This window comes from Mesorhizobium sp. M0800 (assembly GCF_040320095.1).
GTDB lineage: Bacteria > Pseudomonadota > Alphaproteobacteria > Rhizobiales > Rhizobiaceae > Mesorhizobium.
Map to the genome: position 1 here is coordinate 73784 of NZ_JAMYOZ010000014.1, position 18976 is coordinate 92759.

General features: G+C 58.6%; 14 protein-coding genes and 2 pseudogenes. 5 read left to right on the top strand and 11 right to left on the bottom strand.

The window, feature by feature from the left end:
* Positions 1–8 precede the first annotated feature (8 nt).
* From NKI18_RS18130 to NKI18_RS18145, 4 genes and pseudogenes are all read left to right on the top strand, one after another.
* Positions 9–2313: pseudogene (locus tag NKI18_RS18130) on the top strand (AGE family epimerase/isomerase).
* A gap of 74 nt (positions 2314–2387) precedes the next feature.
* Positions 2388–2702, top strand: coding sequence for a GYD domain-containing protein (locus NKI18_RS18135; RefSeq protein ID WP_352619770.1), 315 nt, complete (start codon positions 2388–2390; stop codon positions 2700–2702).
* Positions 2703–3127: 425 nt separating this feature from the next.
* Positions 3128–4072 (top strand): PA3715 family protein, encoded by a 945-nt coding sequence (locus tag NKI18_RS18140; protein WP_353020140.1) that lies wholly within the window; start codon positions 3128–3130, stop codon positions 4070–4072.
* A gap of 124 nt (positions 4073–4196) precedes the next feature.
* A complete protein-coding gene (locus NKI18_RS18145) occupies positions 4197–4745 on the top strand; it encodes a class I SAM-dependent methyltransferase (RefSeq protein WP_353020142.1) in 549 nt (182 codons plus the stop codon).
* A 304-nt stretch (positions 4746–5049) separates the two neighbouring features.
* Here the strand turns inward: NKI18_RS18145 and NKI18_RS18150 are convergent, their stop codons facing one another.
* A complete protein-coding gene (locus tag NKI18_RS18150) occupies positions 5050–5283 on the bottom strand; it encodes a DUF6429 family protein (protein WP_353020144.1) in 234 nt (77 codons plus the stop codon).
* A gap of 166 nt (positions 5284–5449) precedes the next feature.
* Positions 5450–5644: pseudogene (locus tag NKI18_RS18155) on the bottom strand (3'(2'),5'-bisphosphate nucleotidase CysQ); the annotation flags it as partial.
* A 316-nt stretch (positions 5645–5960) separates the two neighbouring features.
* Here NKI18_RS18155 and NKI18_RS18160 point away from each other — a divergent pair.
* Positions 5961–7547, top strand: coding sequence for an adenylate/guanylate cyclase domain-containing protein (locus tag NKI18_RS18160; protein WP_353020145.1), 1587 nt, complete (start codon positions 5961–5963; stop codon positions 7545–7547).
* Between the two features lie 98 nt (positions 7548–7645).
* Here NKI18_RS18160 and NKI18_RS18165 read toward each other — a convergent pair whose 3' ends face one another.
* The 9 genes from NKI18_RS18165 to NKI18_RS18205 all read right to left on the bottom strand — a co-directional run bounded on the left by NKI18_RS18165 (position 7646) and on the right by NKI18_RS18205 (position 18697).
* Positions 7646–7939 carry a type II toxin-antitoxin system VapB family antitoxin gene (locus tag NKI18_RS18165; protein WP_353020210.1) on the bottom strand — a complete coding sequence of 98 codons (294 nt, stop codon included), beginning with the start codon at positions 7937–7939 and terminating at the stop codon, positions 7646–7648.
* A 232-nt stretch (positions 7940–8171) separates the two neighbouring features.
* Complete coding sequence (cysQ, locus tag NKI18_RS18170) at positions 8172–8960, bottom strand: 3'(2'),5'-bisphosphate nucleotidase CysQ (protein ID WP_353020212.1); 789 nt, start codon at positions 8958–8960, stop codon at positions 8172–8174.
* Between the two features lie 10 nt (positions 8961–8970).
* Positions 8971–10908, bottom strand: a complete 1938-nt coding sequence (cysN, locus tag NKI18_RS18175) for a sulfate adenylyltransferase subunit CysN (protein WP_353020147.1) — start codon at positions 10906–10908, stop codon at positions 8971–8973.
* A 2-nt stretch (positions 10909–10910) separates the two neighbouring features.
* Positions 10911–11816: a sulfate adenylyltransferase subunit CysD gene (cysD, locus tag NKI18_RS18180; RefSeq protein ID WP_352464033.1), complete on the bottom strand. Its 906-nt coding sequence runs from the start codon at positions 11814–11816 to the stop codon at positions 10911–10913.
* Between the two features lie 383 nt (positions 11817–12199).
* Entirely contained in the window at positions 12200–13516 is a 1317-nt protein-coding gene (locus NKI18_RS18185; RefSeq protein WP_353020149.1) for an O-antigen ligase family protein, read from the bottom strand.
* Entirely contained in the window at positions 13513–14772 is a 1260-nt protein-coding gene (locus NKI18_RS18190) for a tetratricopeptide repeat protein (RefSeq protein WP_353020151.1), read from the bottom strand. Before NKI18_RS18190 ends, NKI18_RS18185 begins: the two co-directional genes overlap by 4 nt.
* Positions 14660–17044, bottom strand: a complete 2385-nt coding sequence (locus NKI18_RS18195) for a GumC family protein (RefSeq protein ID WP_353020153.1) — start codon at positions 17042–17044, stop codon at positions 14660–14662. The genes NKI18_RS18190 and NKI18_RS18195 overlap by 113 nt, the downstream gene beginning before the upstream one ends.
* Positions 17045–17099: 55 nt before the next feature.
* Entirely contained in the window at positions 17100–17888 is a 789-nt protein-coding gene (locus tag NKI18_RS18200) for a polysaccharide biosynthesis/export family protein (RefSeq protein WP_352451746.1), read from the bottom strand.
* Positions 17888–18697 (bottom strand): tyrosine-protein phosphatase, encoded by an 810-nt coding sequence (locus NKI18_RS18205; protein WP_352451745.1) that lies wholly within the window; start codon positions 18695–18697, stop codon positions 17888–17890. The genes NKI18_RS18200 and NKI18_RS18205 overlap by 1 nt, the downstream gene beginning before the upstream one ends.
* Between the last annotated feature and the right edge of the window lie 279 nt (positions 18698–18976).

Consider the following 18976-nt stretch of genomic DNA (forward strand, 5'->3'; position numbering starts at 1 on the left):
ACTGGGCCATGCCGGAGCGGATCGTAAGTTTTGTCATGAGCGGGGGCGTCGGGTCACGGCTGTGGCCGCTCTCGCGCGAAGACAACCCCAAGCAATTTCACGACCTTTCGGGCGACGGCTCCATGCTCGCGAAGACTGTCCGACGCCTCAAGGCGCGGTCGGACGGCGAGACGCCGATCTATCTGATAGCCTCCGAACGGCATGCCGACCGCGTTATCTCGAATCGGTCCGCTCGGCCTGAACGGCGGCAGCCCGATTTTCGAACCCGTCGGCCGCAATACCGCCGCTGCGGTGGCCATAGCCACCTTGCACACGATCTCCGAATATGGCGGGGACGCGCTTGTGCTCGTGGTCCCCTCCGACCATCAGATATCGACCGAAACGCAATTCTGGGAAACCGTCGAGGTGGGCATGCCTGCCGCCGATTCAGGCAGCATTGTCGTATTCGGCATCAAGCCGACGCATCCCGAAACCGGGTACGGCTACATCGAGGTCACGGCAAATGGTGACGGCCAGGCCGCCGTTTCCGTTTCGCACTTTGTCGAAAAACCCAATGCCGAGACGGCCCGCAAATATGTGTCTTCGGGAAGATTCTACTGGAACGCCGGCATCTTCCTGTTTCGTGCCGACACGATGCGGAAGGCATTTCTCGAGTTCCGGCCAGACATCTGGGACACCGCGGAACGGGCCCATAAGGCTGCACGGACCGACGTCTTGGGCATCTACCTGCCCCAGGGCTTCTATTCGGCTGTCCCGTCGACGTCGATCGACTACGCAGTCATGGAGCATGCACGCGGTATTGCGATGGTTACGGCTTCCTTCCGCTGGAACGACCTTGGATCGTGGCAATCGCTGCTCGAAGCCAGCCCGACGGACCGCGACGGCAATGTCGTAATGGGCGACGTTGTCGCCATGGATTGCGGCAACTCCTATCTCAGAAGCCAGGGCAGACTGCTGACAGTCGTTGGAATGAAGCATGTGGCGGTGGTGACGACACCGGACGCGGTATTCGTCGCTCCTGTCAGCCACAGCCAGAACGTGAAGAAAGTCGTCGAAGAACTCGAGAAGAGCGGACGCCTTGAAACGAAGTTCACGGGGTCGGACGACCGGGTCATCATCAGCGGGTCATGGCGCAAGCGGGTCGAGCACTGGCTCTTCAACGAAACCCTGCCGCTGTGGTCCACTGCAGGTGTCGACGAGGCGTATGGCGGCTTCCACGAGGCGCTCGGTTTCGATGCAAGGCCGTTGGGCAAACCCAAGCGCACGCGTACGATGGCTCGCCAGATTTACGCTTTCGCGGTGGCCAAAGAACGCGGCTGGGCTGGACCGGCCGACAAACTCATCGACCACGGCATCGAGTTCATCGCCAAACACGGCCGCACCGATCGCGGTGGCTGGGTGCGCACTCTTAATTCCGACGGCAGCGTGGCTGACCCGGCGGAGGACGCCTACGACCATTCCTGCGTGCTCCTGGCGCTTGCCCATGCTCACCGATGCGGCCATCAGGATGCCCTGCAGCTGGCACAAGAGACGTTCCATTTCATCGACACCCATCTCGAGGACGTCAGCCTGAACGGCTTCCTCGAGACCCCCGGCTGGAAGGGGGTGCGGTACTCGAACCCGCACATGCACATGCTGGAATCCTTCCTTGCCTGGCATGACGTCACCGGCGAGCGTGCATATCTCCGTCGGGCGGCACGCGTCGTCGATCTATTCGCAGCCATTTCTTCGACCCGGGAAGCTGGACGCTTGGGGAACATTTCGACGTCAATTGGCTACCGTTGCCGGGAGACGAGGGACAGTGGACCGAACCGGGGCACCATTTCGAATGGGCTTCGCTCCTCGTCGAGTTCGCGCGGGCAAGCGGGCAGAAAGACTTGGCAGCCTACGCCAGGAAGCTCTATTCGTCGGCGATCGCCAGCGGATTGAACCGGGCCACGGGCCTGGCTTATGCAGCTGTGTCGCGGCAGGGAATTCCCTTCGACCGGCTCTCCCGCAGCTGGCCGCAATGCGAAGCCGTCAAGGCGGCCGTCGCCCTGGACGGCATCGGCGGGGCCTGATCTGAAACCCGAGATCGAAGCTCGTGTCGCCCGCCTCTTCAAATGGCATATCGATCCCGCACCGCTTGGCTTGTGGATCGACAGGATTGACGAGCGCGGAAGGTCACTGGCAACGGAGGTCCCCGCGAGCATTTTCTACCACCTCGTGACGGCCTTGATGCAGTATCTGGACAAGACCGCAGGGCAGGTCGAACCTTTCCCGCTGCCAGCTTTGGATACGAGCAAGAGCGTTGCGATGCAGGGTTACGGCTGACCCAACTGTCCTCGTAGCTCCGTGTTGGTCAAATGACCAATAACGAAACTAGTACAAGATCGGGAGGAATACCCATGAAAGTGACAATCCTGGGAAACTGTCCGCCCCATGCCTACAAGGAATTGATACAAGGCTCAGACCGAGAAGCTGCAATCAAGGCGGTTTTGGAAAGCGTTGGTGGCAAGGTATCCGGTATGATGTTTACTCGCGGCGCCTATGATATTGTCATCAATGCTGAGGTTCCGGACCAGGCCGATGGGATGGACCTAGCACTGGCGGTCCGGGCAAGCGGCTGGATAAACGACCTGGTTGTCCTCGAAGAACTCGACATGAATGCGGCGCTCGCAGCTGCCAAAAAGGCTGCCGGCGTTTACAAGCTCGCCGGATGATTGGACTGGCTGTACATTGAAGGCAGCACGGTTCCGATTGAACGCGCCGTGCTGCCAAGTCTCAAGGAAAGACACGCTGGGGTTTCGGAAAGCCGAAGCAGGCGCGGCATTGGTTCTGCTTCGATACGGCGCCGACAGCGAACGCGCCCGGCTCAGGGGGTCAGAAACGGAGGTCATGCCGAGTTAACTTTGGAATGTACACCCTAGAAGGTGCGCTTGACGGATCGGCGAGGTCCGGTTTTGTAGAGGTTTCTTGTCGGAGCGCTTCTTTATCTAATCGGAGCGCGACAAGGCAATCGAGATCACATTGTCAGTATCTGTTTCAGGTAGCTCGAACAGCATTGGCAAAAATTGGCCGCTCGGGCGGCGTTCTCATGATCACCGTCCCTAAGCGAGCTCGGACTTTACGACTTTCCAGGATACCTATGGTCCTGACGCAGCGGGTGGAGCTAGCCGTCACTTCCCTACACCCTGTGCGCCGCCACCAATCTCGCGTAGAAGGGCCCTGGCCGAACCCGGCCCTGCGACGCGAGAACTCCATGCGAATAGTGTTGCCTGTCCTGTTGCTCGGCGCCGCCCTCGCCAGCCTGTCGCCCGCCCGGGCAGCGGCCGGCGATTGCGGGGATGCCGCCGCCCTGGTGCAGCAGGCCTATCCCAAGGCCCGAAAGAGCGCCGACGGCACCTCGTTCACGCTTGTACCCCATACGAGCATCGCCTCAACGCTCCCGGAGAGCGATGCGCCATTCGGCCTGGCCTGCAAGATCTGGCCCGCCCATGTCGACCTACTTTTGGTCGCGGTACCGCTGATCGACAGTGCTAACAGCGACTACCTGCATGTCGGCGACATCGAGCTACTGGTCGTCGATAGAAAGAGCCTGCGGGTGCGCCAGCGCCTGCTCCAGCCTGGACTGATGACCGATGATGCCATCGCGATCCGTAAGGTGGAATTCGACACCGGCCGCTATGCACTGGCCCCTGAGGTCACCGCCTTCGGCCTGCGCATCGAAATGGCAAACCATTCGCAGGCTACTCCCTTCACTGAAACCGACCTGCGGCTCTATGCCGTCGCCAGCGATGCGCTGCGCTTGGTGCTCGACGGTCTCGTGGTGGCCGGCACTGGCGGCGAAGGCGATGCCAGTTGCGCCGGATCCTTCCATTCCAGCCAGGTCAGCCTGGCGATGAGCCCGGCGCGCCACCACGGCTATCATGACATCATTGCGGTCGAGCGGACGGATACCGACAATCCCTCCCCCGACAAAGATGGCGAATGCCAGTCCCATCCCGCCAAGTCTGTGAAGCGGACCTACCGGCTGCGCTATGACGGCAACCGCTATCCGGTTCCGGAGGCACTCAGGGTGATGGGGTTGTGACGCCGCCGCACACGTCCCTGCCTTGGTTCGTCAATGTGATCAATTCCAGTTGAATGGGTATCGACCATTAATTCTCTCGTGGTAGGAGGCGCTCAAGGGGGCTCTTCCCAAAGGAGCTGATGATTTGTGGTGGTCAAGATTCAAAAGGGGTTTTGCAGGAACGTGGGACGACAGACTTGACGGGCTATTCTCCGCAAAGGTCGACTACGCCGGAAAATCCATTCTCGATGTTGGCTGCAATATGGGTGTTGTCGCCTATGAGATATCCAAGCTGAAACCCAGCTCGATCCACGGGATCGACATCGCCAAGCCGCACATCGAGACTGCAAAAATGTTATTGAGCGGCTCCCCGGTGCATGCGCGGTTCGATCGCCTGAATCTCGGCAGCCGACGCCTCGGCAATATCCTTCTACCGAAATACGATATCGTCCTGCTGCTGGCTGTCTACCAGCACATGCAGCGCAACATCGGCCCGGGCAAGGCGCGAAGGGTGCTTTCCAATATTGTGAGGCGCACCTCGAACGTTGTTGCCCGCGTTCCGCCCGGAACGGATGGCGAATTCATCGAAACGCTTGCCGACGAGGGGTTCCAGGTCAAGAGCACTCACACATCGCCTCTTGGTAGTCATGTGCTGGTGCTTGAGAAACCCACCCTAGGAAATCCGCAGCCATAGAGATTTCGCATCGCCAGTGGCAATCTGCCCCACTAACATCCCATGTGTCAGCAGCGGCGCCGACCCGCTGCTGGCTGCAACTCGGCCCGGGAGCGCCCATTCGCCGGGAGAAGCATGTCGCGGCTGCGGTCTTCCCTGCCACTGCCTTAACAGACTGGATGCGCCCGTTGGGCGTAGGTGACGAAGACGAGTTTGGCCGCCACGGCGAGAGCACTGCCCGTCCCGCCTGCGGTCAGCGCGCTGCCGGTGTCGAAATTCAGCCATGTGCGCTATCAGCTCGCAGGCGCCCGTCCAGCGCTCTGGCTCAGGGCGCCGGGCGAGTGAACAGGGTTCGGAATAGCTCCTCAGCACGCCTCAGTCCTTCATCTGTCAGAACCACTGACTTCGCCTTGTTTGCCGGATTCGCGATCAGCCCCTTCTCGTGCACGCGATCCAGAGCATTCCAATCCAACCCCTTCCAGGCGCGCCTCTCTTCATGCAGCGTCAGCCAAAGCAGGCCCATAACGGCTTCGTCGATCTTGTCGGTGTCGATCTCCATGCAAGCAGTCTAACACGCGAAAGCGCCTCTGCCACGATCCACACCGGATGGTTACTCCCTGCCACGAGCGTTCGCCTGAAAACAAGTGCCTCACTCAGGCGTCGCATCCGCGACGGCGTCATTGGGGGGCGACGAGCCGGGACGGGATTGGAGTTCATCATGATGCCTAAGCGGCCGTGGCAGCGTTGCCGCTGGCAATGAAATGCGGATTGGCGAACTCCTCGTCGTCGCTCTGGTTGCGCTTACCGCAGGCGAGCGGCGCACCATTCAGGTGCGCGTCATGCTGCCGGCAGCGCGCAGTACGGCGTCACCCCGCCGCGGTGTCCCATTCCATAGTGCGACCGACGCGCGGATACGTTTCGCGGGACACTTTCTTTTCCGACGCGCTCTCCGACCGCAGAAGTCTCAACCTTGCCAGAGGTGAATTTTTTGACCCTGAGCGGTTATCGCGGAGCGCATTCCGGCCACAACCGGCTTTGCGACATCCCTTCACTGATTCACTGTCCGTCTAGCGCCAGAATGCGAAATCCGCTGTGAGGGTCGGGGCTTCGCAACAACCGCTCAAGGTCGGTCCGACGTTGCAGGGCTGACGTGTTTTCATCGAGCCAAGACTGACTCTGGTACCGTGCCGGGAATGAGCTATAGTTCAGATACTAAGACGGCCGGGCGCTTGCACAATGGCTGGACTGGGTGAACAGATTGCGCGTCAGCAGCGCACCATGGGACCGCTCCTGGTGGCGGCAGTGGTCATCGGCCTTATCGGTCTGCCCGTCGCAGCCTGGCTCGACCTCCGAGACCTGTCGGAACGGATGCTGCGCAGGCAAGCCAGCGAAATCAGCCGCATCATCGACGAAATGCGCGGATTTTACGGCAGCGACGTCGTGGGACGCGTGCTGCAAGCTAACGGCGCCGTGACTGCGACGCACAACTATCGGGACGTGCCAGGTGCGATCCCTATTCCAGCAACCCTCTCTATCGAACTCGGCAAGCGCATCAGCGCTCATGACGGGTCGGTCAAATATCGGTTCGTCTCGGATCTGCCTTTCAAAGGTCGCGCGCGCCACCAGCTCGATGTTTTCGAGCGGAATGCAATCTTGGCTTTGCGCGCCAACCCGAAGGAGCCGATCATCGAAGTCTCGGGCTCACTGTTTGACCGGCAGGTCCGCGCCGCGGCCCCTGTCATAATGGGACAAGTGTGCGTGACCTGCCATAACTCACACCCGGACAGCCCCAAGACGGACTGGAAGGTAGGGGATGTCCGAGGGATCCAGGAGATATCAGTCAATCAGCCTATCGCTGCGAACGTGCTGACCTTCAAGTATCTGCTCCTATATTTCGGTTTCGCGGCGGCGGCGGGCCTGACGTTCATTCTCCTGCAGCGTCGGCAGTCCGCGTTGATTCAGGGCATCAACAAGGAGCTTTCGGAGGCAAACGACTTCCTGGCCGCGATTTCATTGAAGATCGCCAAATACCTTTCGCCTCAAATCTACAAAAGCATCTTCAGCGGCCAGAAGGACGTCACCATCGCGACCGAGCGCAAGAAGCTCACGATCTTTTTCTCCGACGTCAAGGATTTCACCGCGATCGTGGAACGGCTCCAGCCCGAGGACCTGACGCTTCTCCTCAATGAGTACTTCACCGAGATGTCGACGATCGCGCTCAAACACGGCGGCACCGTCGACAAGTTCATCGGCGACGCGCTTCTTGTGTTCTTCGGAGACCCCGAGACACAAGGCGTCGAGGAAGACGCGAGAGCCTGCTTGCGCATGGCTGTCGACATGCAGCGTCGGCTGGAGCAGTTGAACAGGGTGTGGCATGACCGCGGAGTTGAACGGCCCTTCCGAGCTCGCATGGGCATCAACACGGGCTATTGCAATGTTGGGAACTTCGGTTCCGATGATCGGATGGACTACACGATCATTGGAGCCGAAGCGAACTTGGCGGCCCGGCTGCAGTCGATTGCCGAGCCCGGCGGCATCTGCCTCAGCTATGAGACTTACGCGCTCGTGCGCGACCTTGTCCGGGCGCGTCCATTAGCACCGATTGCCATGAAGGGGATCAGCCGGGAGGTTGTCCCCTACGAAGTCGAGGGCCTCCTGGGTGAACTCGCCCAGCGCCCTCAGGTCATCAGCGAGCATGCGACTGGTCTCGACTTGTTCCTCGATGTTGAGGCAATCGACGAGAACGGGGTGGAGCGGGCGAAGAAACGACTTTCGGAGGCGCTCCTGGCCTTAACCATCCGAAGCAAGCCCGCCGCATTTTAGGTTCTTGAACGTGATCCAATCTGGACCGTGGCCAGCCAAGTAAAGTCCGGTTCAACACCGCTCAGCCGCGCCGGGTCCCGGCCAGGCGTTCGCGCGCATCATCCTCGTTGGTCATCAGCGCCGTCAGGGCCGAGGCGTCGATGAACATCAGTCATTCTCGTACAGGCTGTCGCGAAACGCCTTGTCGGCGGGCCTGCCGTGATCAGGCTTGCCCCGGGCTCGCAGATCACGGCAGAACCTGACGCCATCTCTACCAGGGACGGTCTAGCCTGTTCGCGCTCAAGCTCATGCTTGAGCGCGGCATGGACGGCCTCTGTCCGACCAGTCCTCTTAAGTGCGGCGATCCGGCGGGCCAGCGCGTCGGTCTCGGGATTTTTGATGTGGAACGCCATCACTCGCTCGTATAGCCGTTCAAGTGTATCGGTATACAGCAATTTGGATACACCGTGTGAAGGCCCCGCAGCATCGACCGGACGAAGCGAATCGGCCACGCCGACCCAACTGTCGGCTGGATGGGGATCGTACCGCTGTGTTTACAGATCTCGAGCAGTATCTGAGGTCGCTTGCATAAGTCACTTGCAACACCCGCACTTTCGTACGGGTCTGGAACTGCGCAATCACCGTCTAGCCAAATCCAGCAGCCTTGCCGCTTGCGATAAAATGCGGGTTGGCGAAATCCGCGTCATCGCTCTGGTTGCGCTTGCCGTAGGCGAGCGGCGCACCATCCAGCGTGCGCGTCATGCCGCCGGCAGCGCGTAGCACTGCGTCACCCGCGGCAGTGTCCCATTCCATGGTGCGGCCGAAGCGTGGATACACGTCCGCCTCGGCGCCGGCGACGAGGCAGAATTTCAGCGACGAGCCGACCGAGACGATCTCGGCGGCGCCAAGCGCGCGGATATAGGCGTCGGTTTCCGGCGTGTTGTGGGAGCGGCTGGCAACGACGGTCAGCGGCACCATACCGGCCCTTGCCGAAATCGGCTGGCGATCCACGATCTCGTAGTCGTCATTGATCTCGATCGTTTCCGCTTTGCCCGGCCGGCCGGAAAAGAAGCGGCCGGTGCAAGGCGCGAAGACAACGCCGATCTCCGGCACGCCATGGCGAACCAGCGCGATATTGACGGTAAAATCGGTGCGCCGGTTGACGAACTCCTTGGTGCCGTCGAGCGGATCGATCAGGAAGAAGGCGTCGCCGAGATCCGGCGCCATAATCCCGGCCGAGGCTTCTTCCTCGGCCACGCATGGAATCTCGGCAAATGCGGCACGCAGCCCGGCAAGAATGATCTTCTCGCTCTCACGATCTGCCTCCGTCACCGGCGAACTGTCCGACTTTTGGTCGACCGCACAGCCGGTCTGAAAGACGCGCATCACCTCGCGCCCCGCCGCCAAGGCAAGGCGCTCGAAGACGGCGAGCATCGCTTCGTCGTCAGATACCGCCGCCGCTATCATATTGGTCTTCGGCAATGTCACGCTCGATCAGCCAGTGTTCCAGGGCCTCTACCATTTCCTCGGCCGATCTGCCGAGTGTCTCGAGATGGATTTCGGGTTTTTCCGGCACCTCATACGGTGAATCGACGCCAGTGAAATTCTTGATTTCGCCATTCAACGCCCGCGCATAAAGGCCCTTCGGATCGCGCCTGGCGCATTCCTCGAAGGGTGTGTCGACAAACACCTCGACGAATTCGCCGTCGGCCATCAATTCGCGCGCCATGCGCCGCTCGGCGCTGAACGGCGAGATGAACGACACGATGACGATCAGCCCGGCGTCGGCCATCAGGCGTGCCACTTCCGCGACGCGGCGAATGTTTTCGACACGATCGGCGTCGGTGAAACCGAGATCGCGGTTGAGGCCGTGACGGACGTTGTCGCCATCCAGAATGTACGTATGGCGCCCGGTGGCGAACAGCTTCTTTTCGAACAGATTGGCGATGGTCGACTTGCCCGAGCCCGAAAGCCCGGTGAACCAGAACACGGCCGGCCGCTGGTTCTTCATATCGGCGCGGGCGCGCTTGCCGACATCGAGCGACTGCCAGTGGATGTTTTCGGCGCGGCGCAGCGAATGCAGGATCATGCCGGCCCCGACCGTGGCGTTGGTGATGCGGTCGATCAGGATGAAGGCGCCGGTGGTGCGGTTTTCGGCAAACGGATCGAAGGCGATCGGCGACCGCGTCGAGATGTTGCAGATGCCGACTTCGTTCATTTCAAGCGACTTGGCCGCCTCATGGGCAAAGTCGTTGACGTTGACGCGGTATTTCAGGTCGGTGACGGTGGCGCTAGTCTGGTCGGTCTCGGTGCGCAGGATGTAGGAGCGGCCAGGCAGCAACGCATGTTCGTCGAACCAGACGATGTTGGCGGCGAACTGGTCGGCGACCTGCGGCCGCGCTGCCGGCGTTACCAGCATATTGCCGCGCGAGACCTCGACCTCGTCGTCGAGGACAAGGGTGATGGCCTGGCCGGCAATAGCCTGCTGAAGATCGCCGCCATGCGAAACGATGCGCCTGACGTGCGAGGATTTGCCGGATTTGGCGACGACTACCTCGTCGCCCGGCGCAACCGAGCCGGAGGCAATGGTGCCGGCGAAACCGCGAAAATCGAGGTTGGGACGGTTCACATATTGGACGGGAAACCGGAACGGCAATTCGACCGCGGCCTCGTCGACCGAGACGGTTTCGAGATGTTCGATCAGTGTCGGGCCGGAATACCAGTCCGTCCTGTCGGAACGGCCGGTAACGTTGTCGCCATAGCGGGCCGACATAGGGATGGGCATGATCGTCTGGAAGCCGAGTTCACGTGAGAACTGTGCGTAATCCGCGACGATCCGTTCAAAAACCGCCTCGTCGAAGCCGACAAGATCGATCTTGTTGACGGCGAGCACAATGTGGCGGATGCCAAGCAGCGAGGCAATGATCGAATGCCGCCTGGTCTGGCGCAACACGCCCTGGCGGGCATCGATCAGCACGATGGCGAGATCCGCAGTCGATGCACCCGTCGCCATGTTACGCGTGTATTGTTCGTGGCCGGGCGTGTCGGCGACGATGAACTTGCGCTTTGGCGTGGCGAAGAAGCGATAGGCGACGTCGATGGTAATGCCTTGCTCGCGCTCGGCCTCGAGGCCGTCGACCAGCAGCGCGAAGTCGACGTCGTCGCCGGTGGTGCCGTGCTTGCGCGAATCGCGCTCGAGCGTGGCCAGCTGGTCCTCGAAAATCTGCTTGGTGTCGGAAAGCAGGCGCCCGATCAACGTCGACTTGCCGTCGTCGACCGAGCCGCAGGTCAGGAAGCGCAGCAGCGACTTTCGTTCCTGCGCCGCCAGATAGTCGCGGACACCGTCGGTTGGGGCGAGGCTCTTGGCCATGATATGGCGCATGTTCAGAAATACCCCTCGCGCTTCTTCTTTTCCATCGAGCCGGCTTCGTCGCGGTCGATCAGGCGACCTTGCCGCTCGGAAGTGCGCGCCGTGAGCATTTCGCCGACTATCGCCTCCAGAGTGTCGGCCTCCGAGTCGATCGCGCCGGTCAGCGGATAGCAGCCGAGCGTGCGGAACCGCACCATCCGGTTCTCCACTGTTTCGCCGGGCCGCAGCTGCATGCGCTCGTCATCCCTCAGGATGAGCATGCCGTCGCGCTCGACGACCGGCCGCTCCTTGGCCAAATACAGCGGCACGATCGGGATGTCTTCCTGGAGAATGTATTGCCAGATGTCGAGCTCGGTCCAGTTCGACAGTGGAAACACCCTGATCGATTCGCCGGCAGCGATGCGGGTGTTGAAAATCTTCCACATCTCCGGCCGCTGGTTCTTCGGATCCCAGACGTGCTGGGCATTGCGGAACGAAAAGATCCGCTCCTTGGCGCGCGACTTCTCCTCGTCGCGTCGGGCGCCGCCGAAGGCAGCGTCAAACCCGTATTTGTCGAGCGCCTGCCGCAGGGCAACCGTCTTCATTACATGGGTGTGGGTGTTGGAGCCGTGGTCGAACGGATTGATGTTGTCACGCACGCCGTCTTCATTGACATGGACCAGGAGGTCGAAGCCGAGCTTTTGCTGCATCTGGTCGCGAAAGGCGATCATTTCGCGGAATTTCCAGGTCGTGTCGACATGGAGAAAGGGAAAGGGCGGCTTGGCCGGATAGAATGCCTTCATGGCCAGGTGCATGAGCACGGACGAATCCTTGCCGACCGAATAGAGCATCACCGGCTTGGCGAAAGCCGCGGCCACCTCGCGAAAAATATGGATGGATTCAGCCTCAAGCCGCTGGAGGTGTGTAAGCGCGATGTTCATGGACTGTAATCGTTCTTTCGTGCCATCCACAGAAGGGCCTGTATCATCAACGGGCGCACTCCTCAGCCGCCCGGTTCAAGCTGCACTTCTGGACTATCTATTCTCGTGCGGGCGTTCTAGCAGATCGTTCCTGCCCAGAACAACGCAAGACAGGCCTGCGGCCGAATAGTTCGGGAATGAATTTTCCATGCAGCCGGCAAAATCGGGAAATTCCTGCTCAGCGAGCCGGGGCGCGCGGAAGGGGCGGGAAAATATGCCCTGGGCTTGGGAATGGAGAGCCCGAGCTGGCGGTCAGAGTGCTTTCAGAGAACGCCATGCGTCCAAGCGGCAACTGAGAGTCGTCCCGCCTCATTCTGGCGGTGCCAGTCGTGGCGACGAGGTGGCTAGGACGAAGTTCCGATGGGGACAAGTAGCTTGTCGCCGTTGTGATCGATCTCGATCATCTCAGTCTTGCGGGTCAAGCGTTCCGCAAACCCTTTATGGAAGATGATGGCGTTCATATAGGCAAAGGTTATCGCCAATGCCGCGGTTCGCAGCGGATAATCGACCAGCGAATGAATAAGAAGAAAAGAAACGGAGAGGAACGCTGCTTTCTGGAGCGGGTCTCGGCGAATTCTAACCAATGCCGCGAAAAGCAACACGAAATAACCTACCATCAGCAGGATAGCCGGAACGCCACCTTCGAAGGCTATTTCAAGGTATTCATTGTGGGCATGATTCACGTATTGCTTGAAAATCATGCCCTCCCTTTCATAAATTTGATAGGCGTTTTGAAAATTCCCAAATCCGACACCTGTCGCCCAATTGTCCTTGATCCCCTCGATTGTGGTTCGGGCGAATTCTCCTCGCCCGAAAGCCGGATCGAGCGCCTGTGCATCCAGCTTGGTCCAGGCGCTCATCGTGTAGACCGAAAGCCCGATAAAAATCAGGAGAACGCTGAATCCACTCACCCTCGAACGGGCTGAGAGAAAGATCACGGATAATACGGTGATCGCCAACCCAATCAGAACACCGGCGCGGGAACCGGCGGCCAAAAGAAGCAGCAAAAGCGCGATCAGGCCGAAGGATCCGGACAAGAGATGTCCGCGGAACAGACCGTAATAGACGACGAAGGGAATAGACACAAAAAGCAAAGCCGAAAAATGATTCACATTGGCAAAAAGCCCGGCATTGATCGTAAAAGGAAACAGCCCCACAATAGCGATATCGTCAGAGAGCGAATATTGAATCGCTCCCGCCAAACCATTGCAGATAACACCCATGAAGAAAAACGGAAGAAGCGCGCTGACCTGCTCGGCACGCAGACGCAATACGGCCAAAAAAAATGCGGCTGCGGCCAAAAGATAAAGCAAACATTCGACCGTGCGGCCGACCCCAACGCTGATGAAGCGAAATCGGCTTTCTCCAACCCAGGAATCTCCGAGCAGCAGTTCCGGCCGCAACCCGTTGAACATGGCCGCCGGCAGTGGGACGATTTGCAAAACCGCCAACGCCACGGCAAAGATCAGCAGCCACAGAGCCGAACGGGGGCTTCTTTGGCCAGAGGTTTGGGTGAAGACGGTCGCCGCCGAGACAATTGCCGCGACCTCGATCAGAGTGTCCGTGTAAAGGCCGCTCGCAGTACCACCACCGATCAGCAGCGATACAAACAGGACCGAGCCGAGAAGATATTTATCCCATTCCGACGGTCGGTCGTTCAAGATGGAAGTCTCTCAATGCTCAATTTGTGCATCACCAAGGTGCCGACATATCGAAATCGCCAGCTCTCGGCAATGGCGGCGGTCTGCAGCGTCAACAGTTGCATGGGGCAGTCAGCCGGTCCAACCGAGAAATCCTGGCTCAGATTTTGACGGTTATATGTGCCCTCGGGAACGTTGAACCGTGCAATTTCGCCGGCTGGCCCCGCACATCTGATCGACCAGAACAATTCCTTTGGAAGCTTCAGGTTTCGTGCAGAGGCAACCAGGGAAATCTTGTAGGAGCCTGCAGGCAGCGAAATGAACTGCTGAAGAGCTGTGTTCTTGACCGGGGTGTTCAAGAACCGGATCGTCGCCCCACCCTCGCCCTCTACCGCATCCTGGGATGTTGCAAACGCAATTTCCAAGCCCGATTGATCGCGGACCTGCCAATCGAAAGGTTTGCCGCCCGAGCCCGGCTCGAACGTGCCGTTGAAAATATATCCGCCCAGCTTCCGCTCTTCATTGGACAGGCTGAAAAGAAACAGCCGATAGGCCGGTCCATATTCCTTCTGACGCAAATAGCCGCTGATCACGGCAGTCAGTTCGCCCGAATTCGGTGGTGCGCTTGATCCGGTCAAATCGAGCAGCAGACGATTTGCAAAATCGATCCCCTCGGGAGTTTTGCTAAGAGCGTAGATCAGACTGACTCTCCAGGGCGCCTGCGCCCTGATGGCCGTCAGCACGGCTTGGTACCCATCAGGATTCGAGAGAATTGTCGGCAGGCCGTCGGCGACTGCCGGAAATTGGTCTGGCCATCGCCGCAGCAATGCGTCGATCTCGCCGACCGCCTTCGGCAAATCACCTGTTTCGATCTTGCGGCCTATGGATCTCTGTAGCGCATGGATCTCTGTTTTGGACAATTTTCGGGCTTGATCGAAGAGCTGGTAGGCTTCGTCCTTTTCGCCCTGCCGGTATTTGATCTCGCCGATCAGGCTATAGAGACGCGCATCCGCCAGATCGAAGGCGAGCGCGCCCCTGGCCCTGGCAAGCAATGCATCAAGATCAGGAGCATTGTTCGTGTCGTTCAGGTCGCCGGTGATTTCAGCTATCAATGCGTCGACATTGAACGGATCCAATGCAAGAGAAGCAGCCGGTGTTTCTGTTTCAAGAAATCGACTTAGCCCGATCGAGGAAGCCACCAACACTAGAACGGACGCGACGAACCAGACGACTGAATGCCGGAGACTTTGCATAAGCGGGCTGGCTTGCTCCATCATCGACTTTGCCCTCAATCTTCGGAGTACTCGTGTCCGTGCCGTAGTTGTAATACTGATAATTCATATATTTGTAGGCGTAGTTGTAATCGAACTTGTTCACCGCAAACTTTGACATCGCGGCTCCGACTACGTTCGCGCCAGCCGCTCGCAGGCGCTTCAACGCGGTCTTGGCCGACTTACGCGTCACCTGATTTGTAGAGATGACCATCAATGTGCCCTCAGCGAGCCGGCTGAGAATAGGAGCATCCGAAAGACCGACGATCGGCGGAGCGTCGATGATGACAACATCGAAGCGCTTGCCGAGATTGGTGACAATCAGAGCCATCTTCGGCGACGAGAGCAGATCCGCGGGATTCGGTGGGATCGTCCCAGAGGTTAGAACGGTCACGTTGGGGTATTTCGTCGCCCTGAAAATGCTAGCGAGATCCTCCTTGCGAACGGTGTTTGTCAGCAGATTGCTGAGCCCGATCGTGTTGTCGAGACCAAACAGCCGATGAAGGTTCGGCTTCCGAAGATCGCCGTCGACAATGAGAACTCTCGCACCGAGTGCCGCAAAGTCCTGCCCGAGCTTGAACGATGTCGTCGACTTGCCTTCCGAGGGCTCCGAACTGGTGACAACCAGCGATCGTGGCGCGCCTTCCGCACCGGAGAATTGCAATGACGTCCGAAGCGAGCGGTAGGCCTCCGACAGGCCGGACTTCTGATCGGCGATACTGGCCATGAGTTCCCGGTCCTCGACGAGCGGCAAGATGCCGAGCATCGCCAGTCCCAATTCTTTTTCGACCTGTTCAGGGTTGGTGAAGGTGTTGTTCAACAGTTCGATAACATAAATGACAGAGGCGCTCAGAGCCAGGAAAAGAGCCAGAGCGATCGCGAGATTGATGCTAAGGCGCGGCGAATATGGGCTTCTCGGCTGCGTGGCAAAATCTACGATTGCGGCGCTTTGCGTCTTGAGTTCGGAGCTGACACCAACCTCGTTCAGCTTGGCGATAAGGCTGTCGTATTGCGACCGGTTCGAATCCACTTCCCGCTTGAGGATAGTATATTTGATGTTCTTGTCGTTGAAGACGACCTGCTGCTTTTCCATCTCAGCAAGTTTGGCCTTGAGATCGGCCTCCTTGTTCTGCGCCTCCTGATATTTCAGCCGCAGTGAATCCGTTATAGCAAGCACGCCGTTGTTATAGAGACGTTGCAGCTCCTTGATCTGGGACTGAAGCTGCTGCATTTCGGGAAAACCAGGCTTCAGAATCCCCAATTTCTGCTGGTATTGACTGGTTAGATCCGCCAGTTTATCGCTGAGCGCTTGCAGACCTTTGCTTTCCAGGACGGGGCTGAGGCTTGATCCGCGGCCTTTGTCTATCTGGTCCACCACTCGTCCGGCATCGAGTCGATCTTGAATCGCTGTTGCAAGGGCAGTGTTCAGGGCTTCGATATTTGACCCTATCAGCGATTTGTCGTCGCCGGTTATCGTGATGCCTGCATCCTTGGCATAAGCGACCAGTTCCTCTTCGGATTCCTGGAGCTTTTGCTTCACCTGCAGAACCTGTTCCTGGATGAACTGGCGTGCCAGGTCGGATGTTTCGCTGGTCTGGTCGAGACGTTGGTCAATAAAGCTTTGGGCGACCTGATTGGCCACGTCGCTCGCATATTTCGGCTTCTGATCGACAAACGTGATCGATAGCAGGCTCGTGTTGGGAACGAGGTTGACGGTGAGATCACTTAGAATACGCCCGATCGCAATTGCTTCGCGTTGCTCTGGAGTTTTCTCTTCAATGGAAGGCGATTTTGAAATTCCGAACGCACGATAAAAGATGTTGCCGAGGGAAAAGGCCGGCGTGGGAAACAGGAAATCCGGTTTTTCACTAAGACCCAATTGGAACACAACGCGCTGAGCCAATGCGCGGCTTTTGAGCTTTTCACGGGCGGTGAGGAAGGCCCGGACGTCGGCATTTTCAGAAACCACCTCGATGTCCTGGAAGACCTTGGCCGAAGGAACGAGCACTTCCAACTGCGTTGTTGCCTGATATTTTGGTGTCTGCATCATCGTAACGATAATGCCGGCGACAAGCCCGGCTGCCGCCACCATGACGATCAGCCACCGGTACTGAACAACGTAAAAGAGCAGCTTTAGCGGATTGAAGCCCTCGTCCTGCTCGGAATGGTCGCGGCCATACGGGCTATAATTTTGCGCACCGTCATAATACAGGTCGGCGGACAAAGCCTGGCCGTGTCCTGGGCCTGCAATTTGATGCTGTCTGTTACGATCGAGCATAGTGCGAGGTAATCCTAGGTTTCTCTGTATTCCGACAATTCCGACCGGCCGCTATCTATAGTCCCGGGATCACCGCAATTCGAGCTGCACTTGAGGCGACACCGAGGGCGTCCTTGAGGTTGGCCATCGCAATTTTCGATTTCGATGCGAAGACCACAATTTTGTCGCCACCATAGATGCGTGGATTCCGGCTCTTGCCACCACGAATCTGCTCCACATTGTAATTAGCTACCAATGTGTTTGGACCGATATTGCGATAGACAAAGACTTTTTTTGCATCCCCAATGTTATTGAACCCTCCTGCAAGGGCGATCGCATCAATAAGAGAAGAATTGCTGGACACCGGATAAATGCCAGCCTTGTTGACTTCGCCATCGACGGTTATGCGCTGTCCAATCGATTCCTTGACGAAAATCGTCACGTCAGGCGACTGCAGGTATTTGGCGCCGTAGGCGGTTTCGACTTCCTGCTCCAACTGACGCACGGTTTTTCCCGCTGCGGTAATCGTTCCGATAAGCGGAAGCGAAATCTGCCCGCTGGCATCGACTTGAACTGTTCTGTTCAAATTGTCGACCTGGAACACATTCACCTCGAGCACATCGTTCGGAGACAATGGCTGCTCGCTACCGTTCTGGGTGTTTGCCGGCGCGGGCAGGTCTTTTACCACTTGCAGAGCGCCGCCGCCCGAAAGCGGCGTCGACGATGACGTCAATTGCAGCGCATCGACCGAACTCGATGAAGAAGGTGTCGTCGACGAGGTGCTCGTGCATGCCGACATTGCGAGTGAAGCGAGCAAGACGAATAGCCTGCTCCTGTGGATTTTTGCGAACCGAAAAATGTCCATCACGCTACCCCGCCTTTGAACAAGCGGCCAAACCCTCCAAAACGGCCGGCGTTGCCGGCGTTTGGTTTTTGCGGGCGTGCTTTTCCGACCGGCTCAAGAGGCCGGTTCGCCAATATTTCGCCTGGACGTTTCAACACCATGTTGCGGGCCTCGTCTTCGCCACATCGCTTGGCAGCAGCAGCGACCGCCTGCGAAAGCCCAGGACGCCGGCGCGTAGCGCTATGAGTGTCCGATGCAATAATATCCACCCTGCCCTCGTCAATCAGCCTTTCCGAATAATAAAGCGCCGTGCGCCCAAAAGCACCAACAATCGAGTCGGCAGTAAGCTGGATCAGGCAGCCCACTGCATTCAGCCTCTCGATAACGTCGTAATTCGTTTTGATCCAGGTCAAACGCTCAGGATGAGTAAGAATCGGGATGAAACCGGCGTTTATGAGGCGTAGAACAAGATCCTCCATTCGTGGAGGTAGAACATGATGCGGCGGTTCGAACAGAAAATAGCGGGACCTGTTTAAAGTCGGCACACTGCCGGCCGCCAATTGGTCCGGAAGATCGGGCGCTATGTGAACATCGGCGCCGACGTAGAGAGCAAGTGGTATGGCGGCGCGGCGCAGCGCCTGGTGCAGCTCTTGAACCGCCCGGACGATGTTCGATGTTCCGTTTTCGTATACGCCGGGCGTCACGTGCGGCGTGCACGCCATGTGGGTCGTTCCGTCGGCCACCGCCAGCCGGGCCATTTCAAGCGATTCAGCGAGACTGGGCGAGCCATCGTCGAGGCCGGGCAAGATATGGGAATGCAAATCGATCATGGGCGTTTGTGACTGCAACGAAGCAACGTAGGGAGGTCATCCCCAAAAAATATAAATACGTCACCCGCAGGACAGCGAATGACGCATTTGTCAAGTTCATGCGATACGATGGATGCCAGGTCCCGGCTATTGGCGGACAGAGTTGTCGTCATCATGCAGGCCGATGATCAGCGCCGCATTGGCGGCAATAGCTGCGCCTGATGTATCGAGCGCTACACACATGCCGCCCTCCACAGGATTGACTTTGATCGTCGCGCTTGCCGGACGTCGTATCCGAGA

What these genes read in the sequence shown, in the direction of transcription:
- NKI18_RS18165 (WP_353020210.1), bottom strand. Translation starts at nt 7,939, where the DNA reads ATGGCGTTCCACATCAAAAATCCCGAGACCGACGCGCTGGCCCGCCGG.
- NKI18_RS18150 (WP_353020144.1), bottom strand. Translation starts at nt 5,283, where the DNA reads ATGGAGATCGACACCGACAAGATCGACGAAGCCGTTATGGGCCTGCTT.
- NKI18_RS18135 (WP_352619770.1), top strand. Translation starts at nt 2,388, where the DNA reads ATGAAAGTGACAATCCTGGGAAACTGTCCGCCCCATGCCTACAAGGAA.
- NKI18_RS18205 (WP_352451745.1), bottom strand. Translation starts at nt 18,697, where the DNA reads ATGATCGATTTGCATTCCCATATCTTGCCCGGCCTCGACGATGGCTCG.
- NKI18_RS18190 (WP_353020151.1), bottom strand. Translation starts at nt 14,772, where the DNA reads ATGATGGAGCAAGCCAGCCCGCTTATGCAAAGTCTCCGGCATTCAGTC.
- cysQ (WP_353020212.1), bottom strand. Translation starts at nt 8,960, where the DNA reads ATGCTCGCCGTCTTCGAGCGCCTTGCCTTGGCGGCGGGGCGCGAGGTG.
- cysN (WP_353020147.1), bottom strand. Translation starts at nt 10,908, where the DNA reads ATGCGCCATATCATGGCCAAGAGCCTCGCCCCAACCGACGGTGTCCGC.
- NKI18_RS18200 (WP_352451746.1), bottom strand. Translation starts at nt 17,888, where the DNA reads ATGGACATTTTTCGGTTCGCAAAAATCCACAGGAGCAGGCTATTCGTC.
- cysD (WP_352464033.1), bottom strand. Translation starts at nt 11,816, where the DNA reads ATGAACATCGCGCTTACACACCTCCAGCGGCTTGAGGCTGAATCCATC.
- NKI18_RS18140 (WP_353020140.1), top strand. Translation starts at nt 3,128, where the DNA reads ATGGTCCTGACGCAGCGGGTGGAGCTAGCCGTCACTTCCCTACACCCT.
- NKI18_RS18195 (WP_353020153.1), bottom strand. Translation starts at nt 17,044, where the DNA reads ATGCTCGATCGTAACAGACAGCATCAAATTGCAGGCCCAGGACACGGC.
- NKI18_RS18160 (WP_353020145.1), top strand. Translation starts at nt 5,961, where the DNA reads ATGGCTGGACTGGGTGAACAGATTGCGCGTCAGCAGCGCACCATGGGA.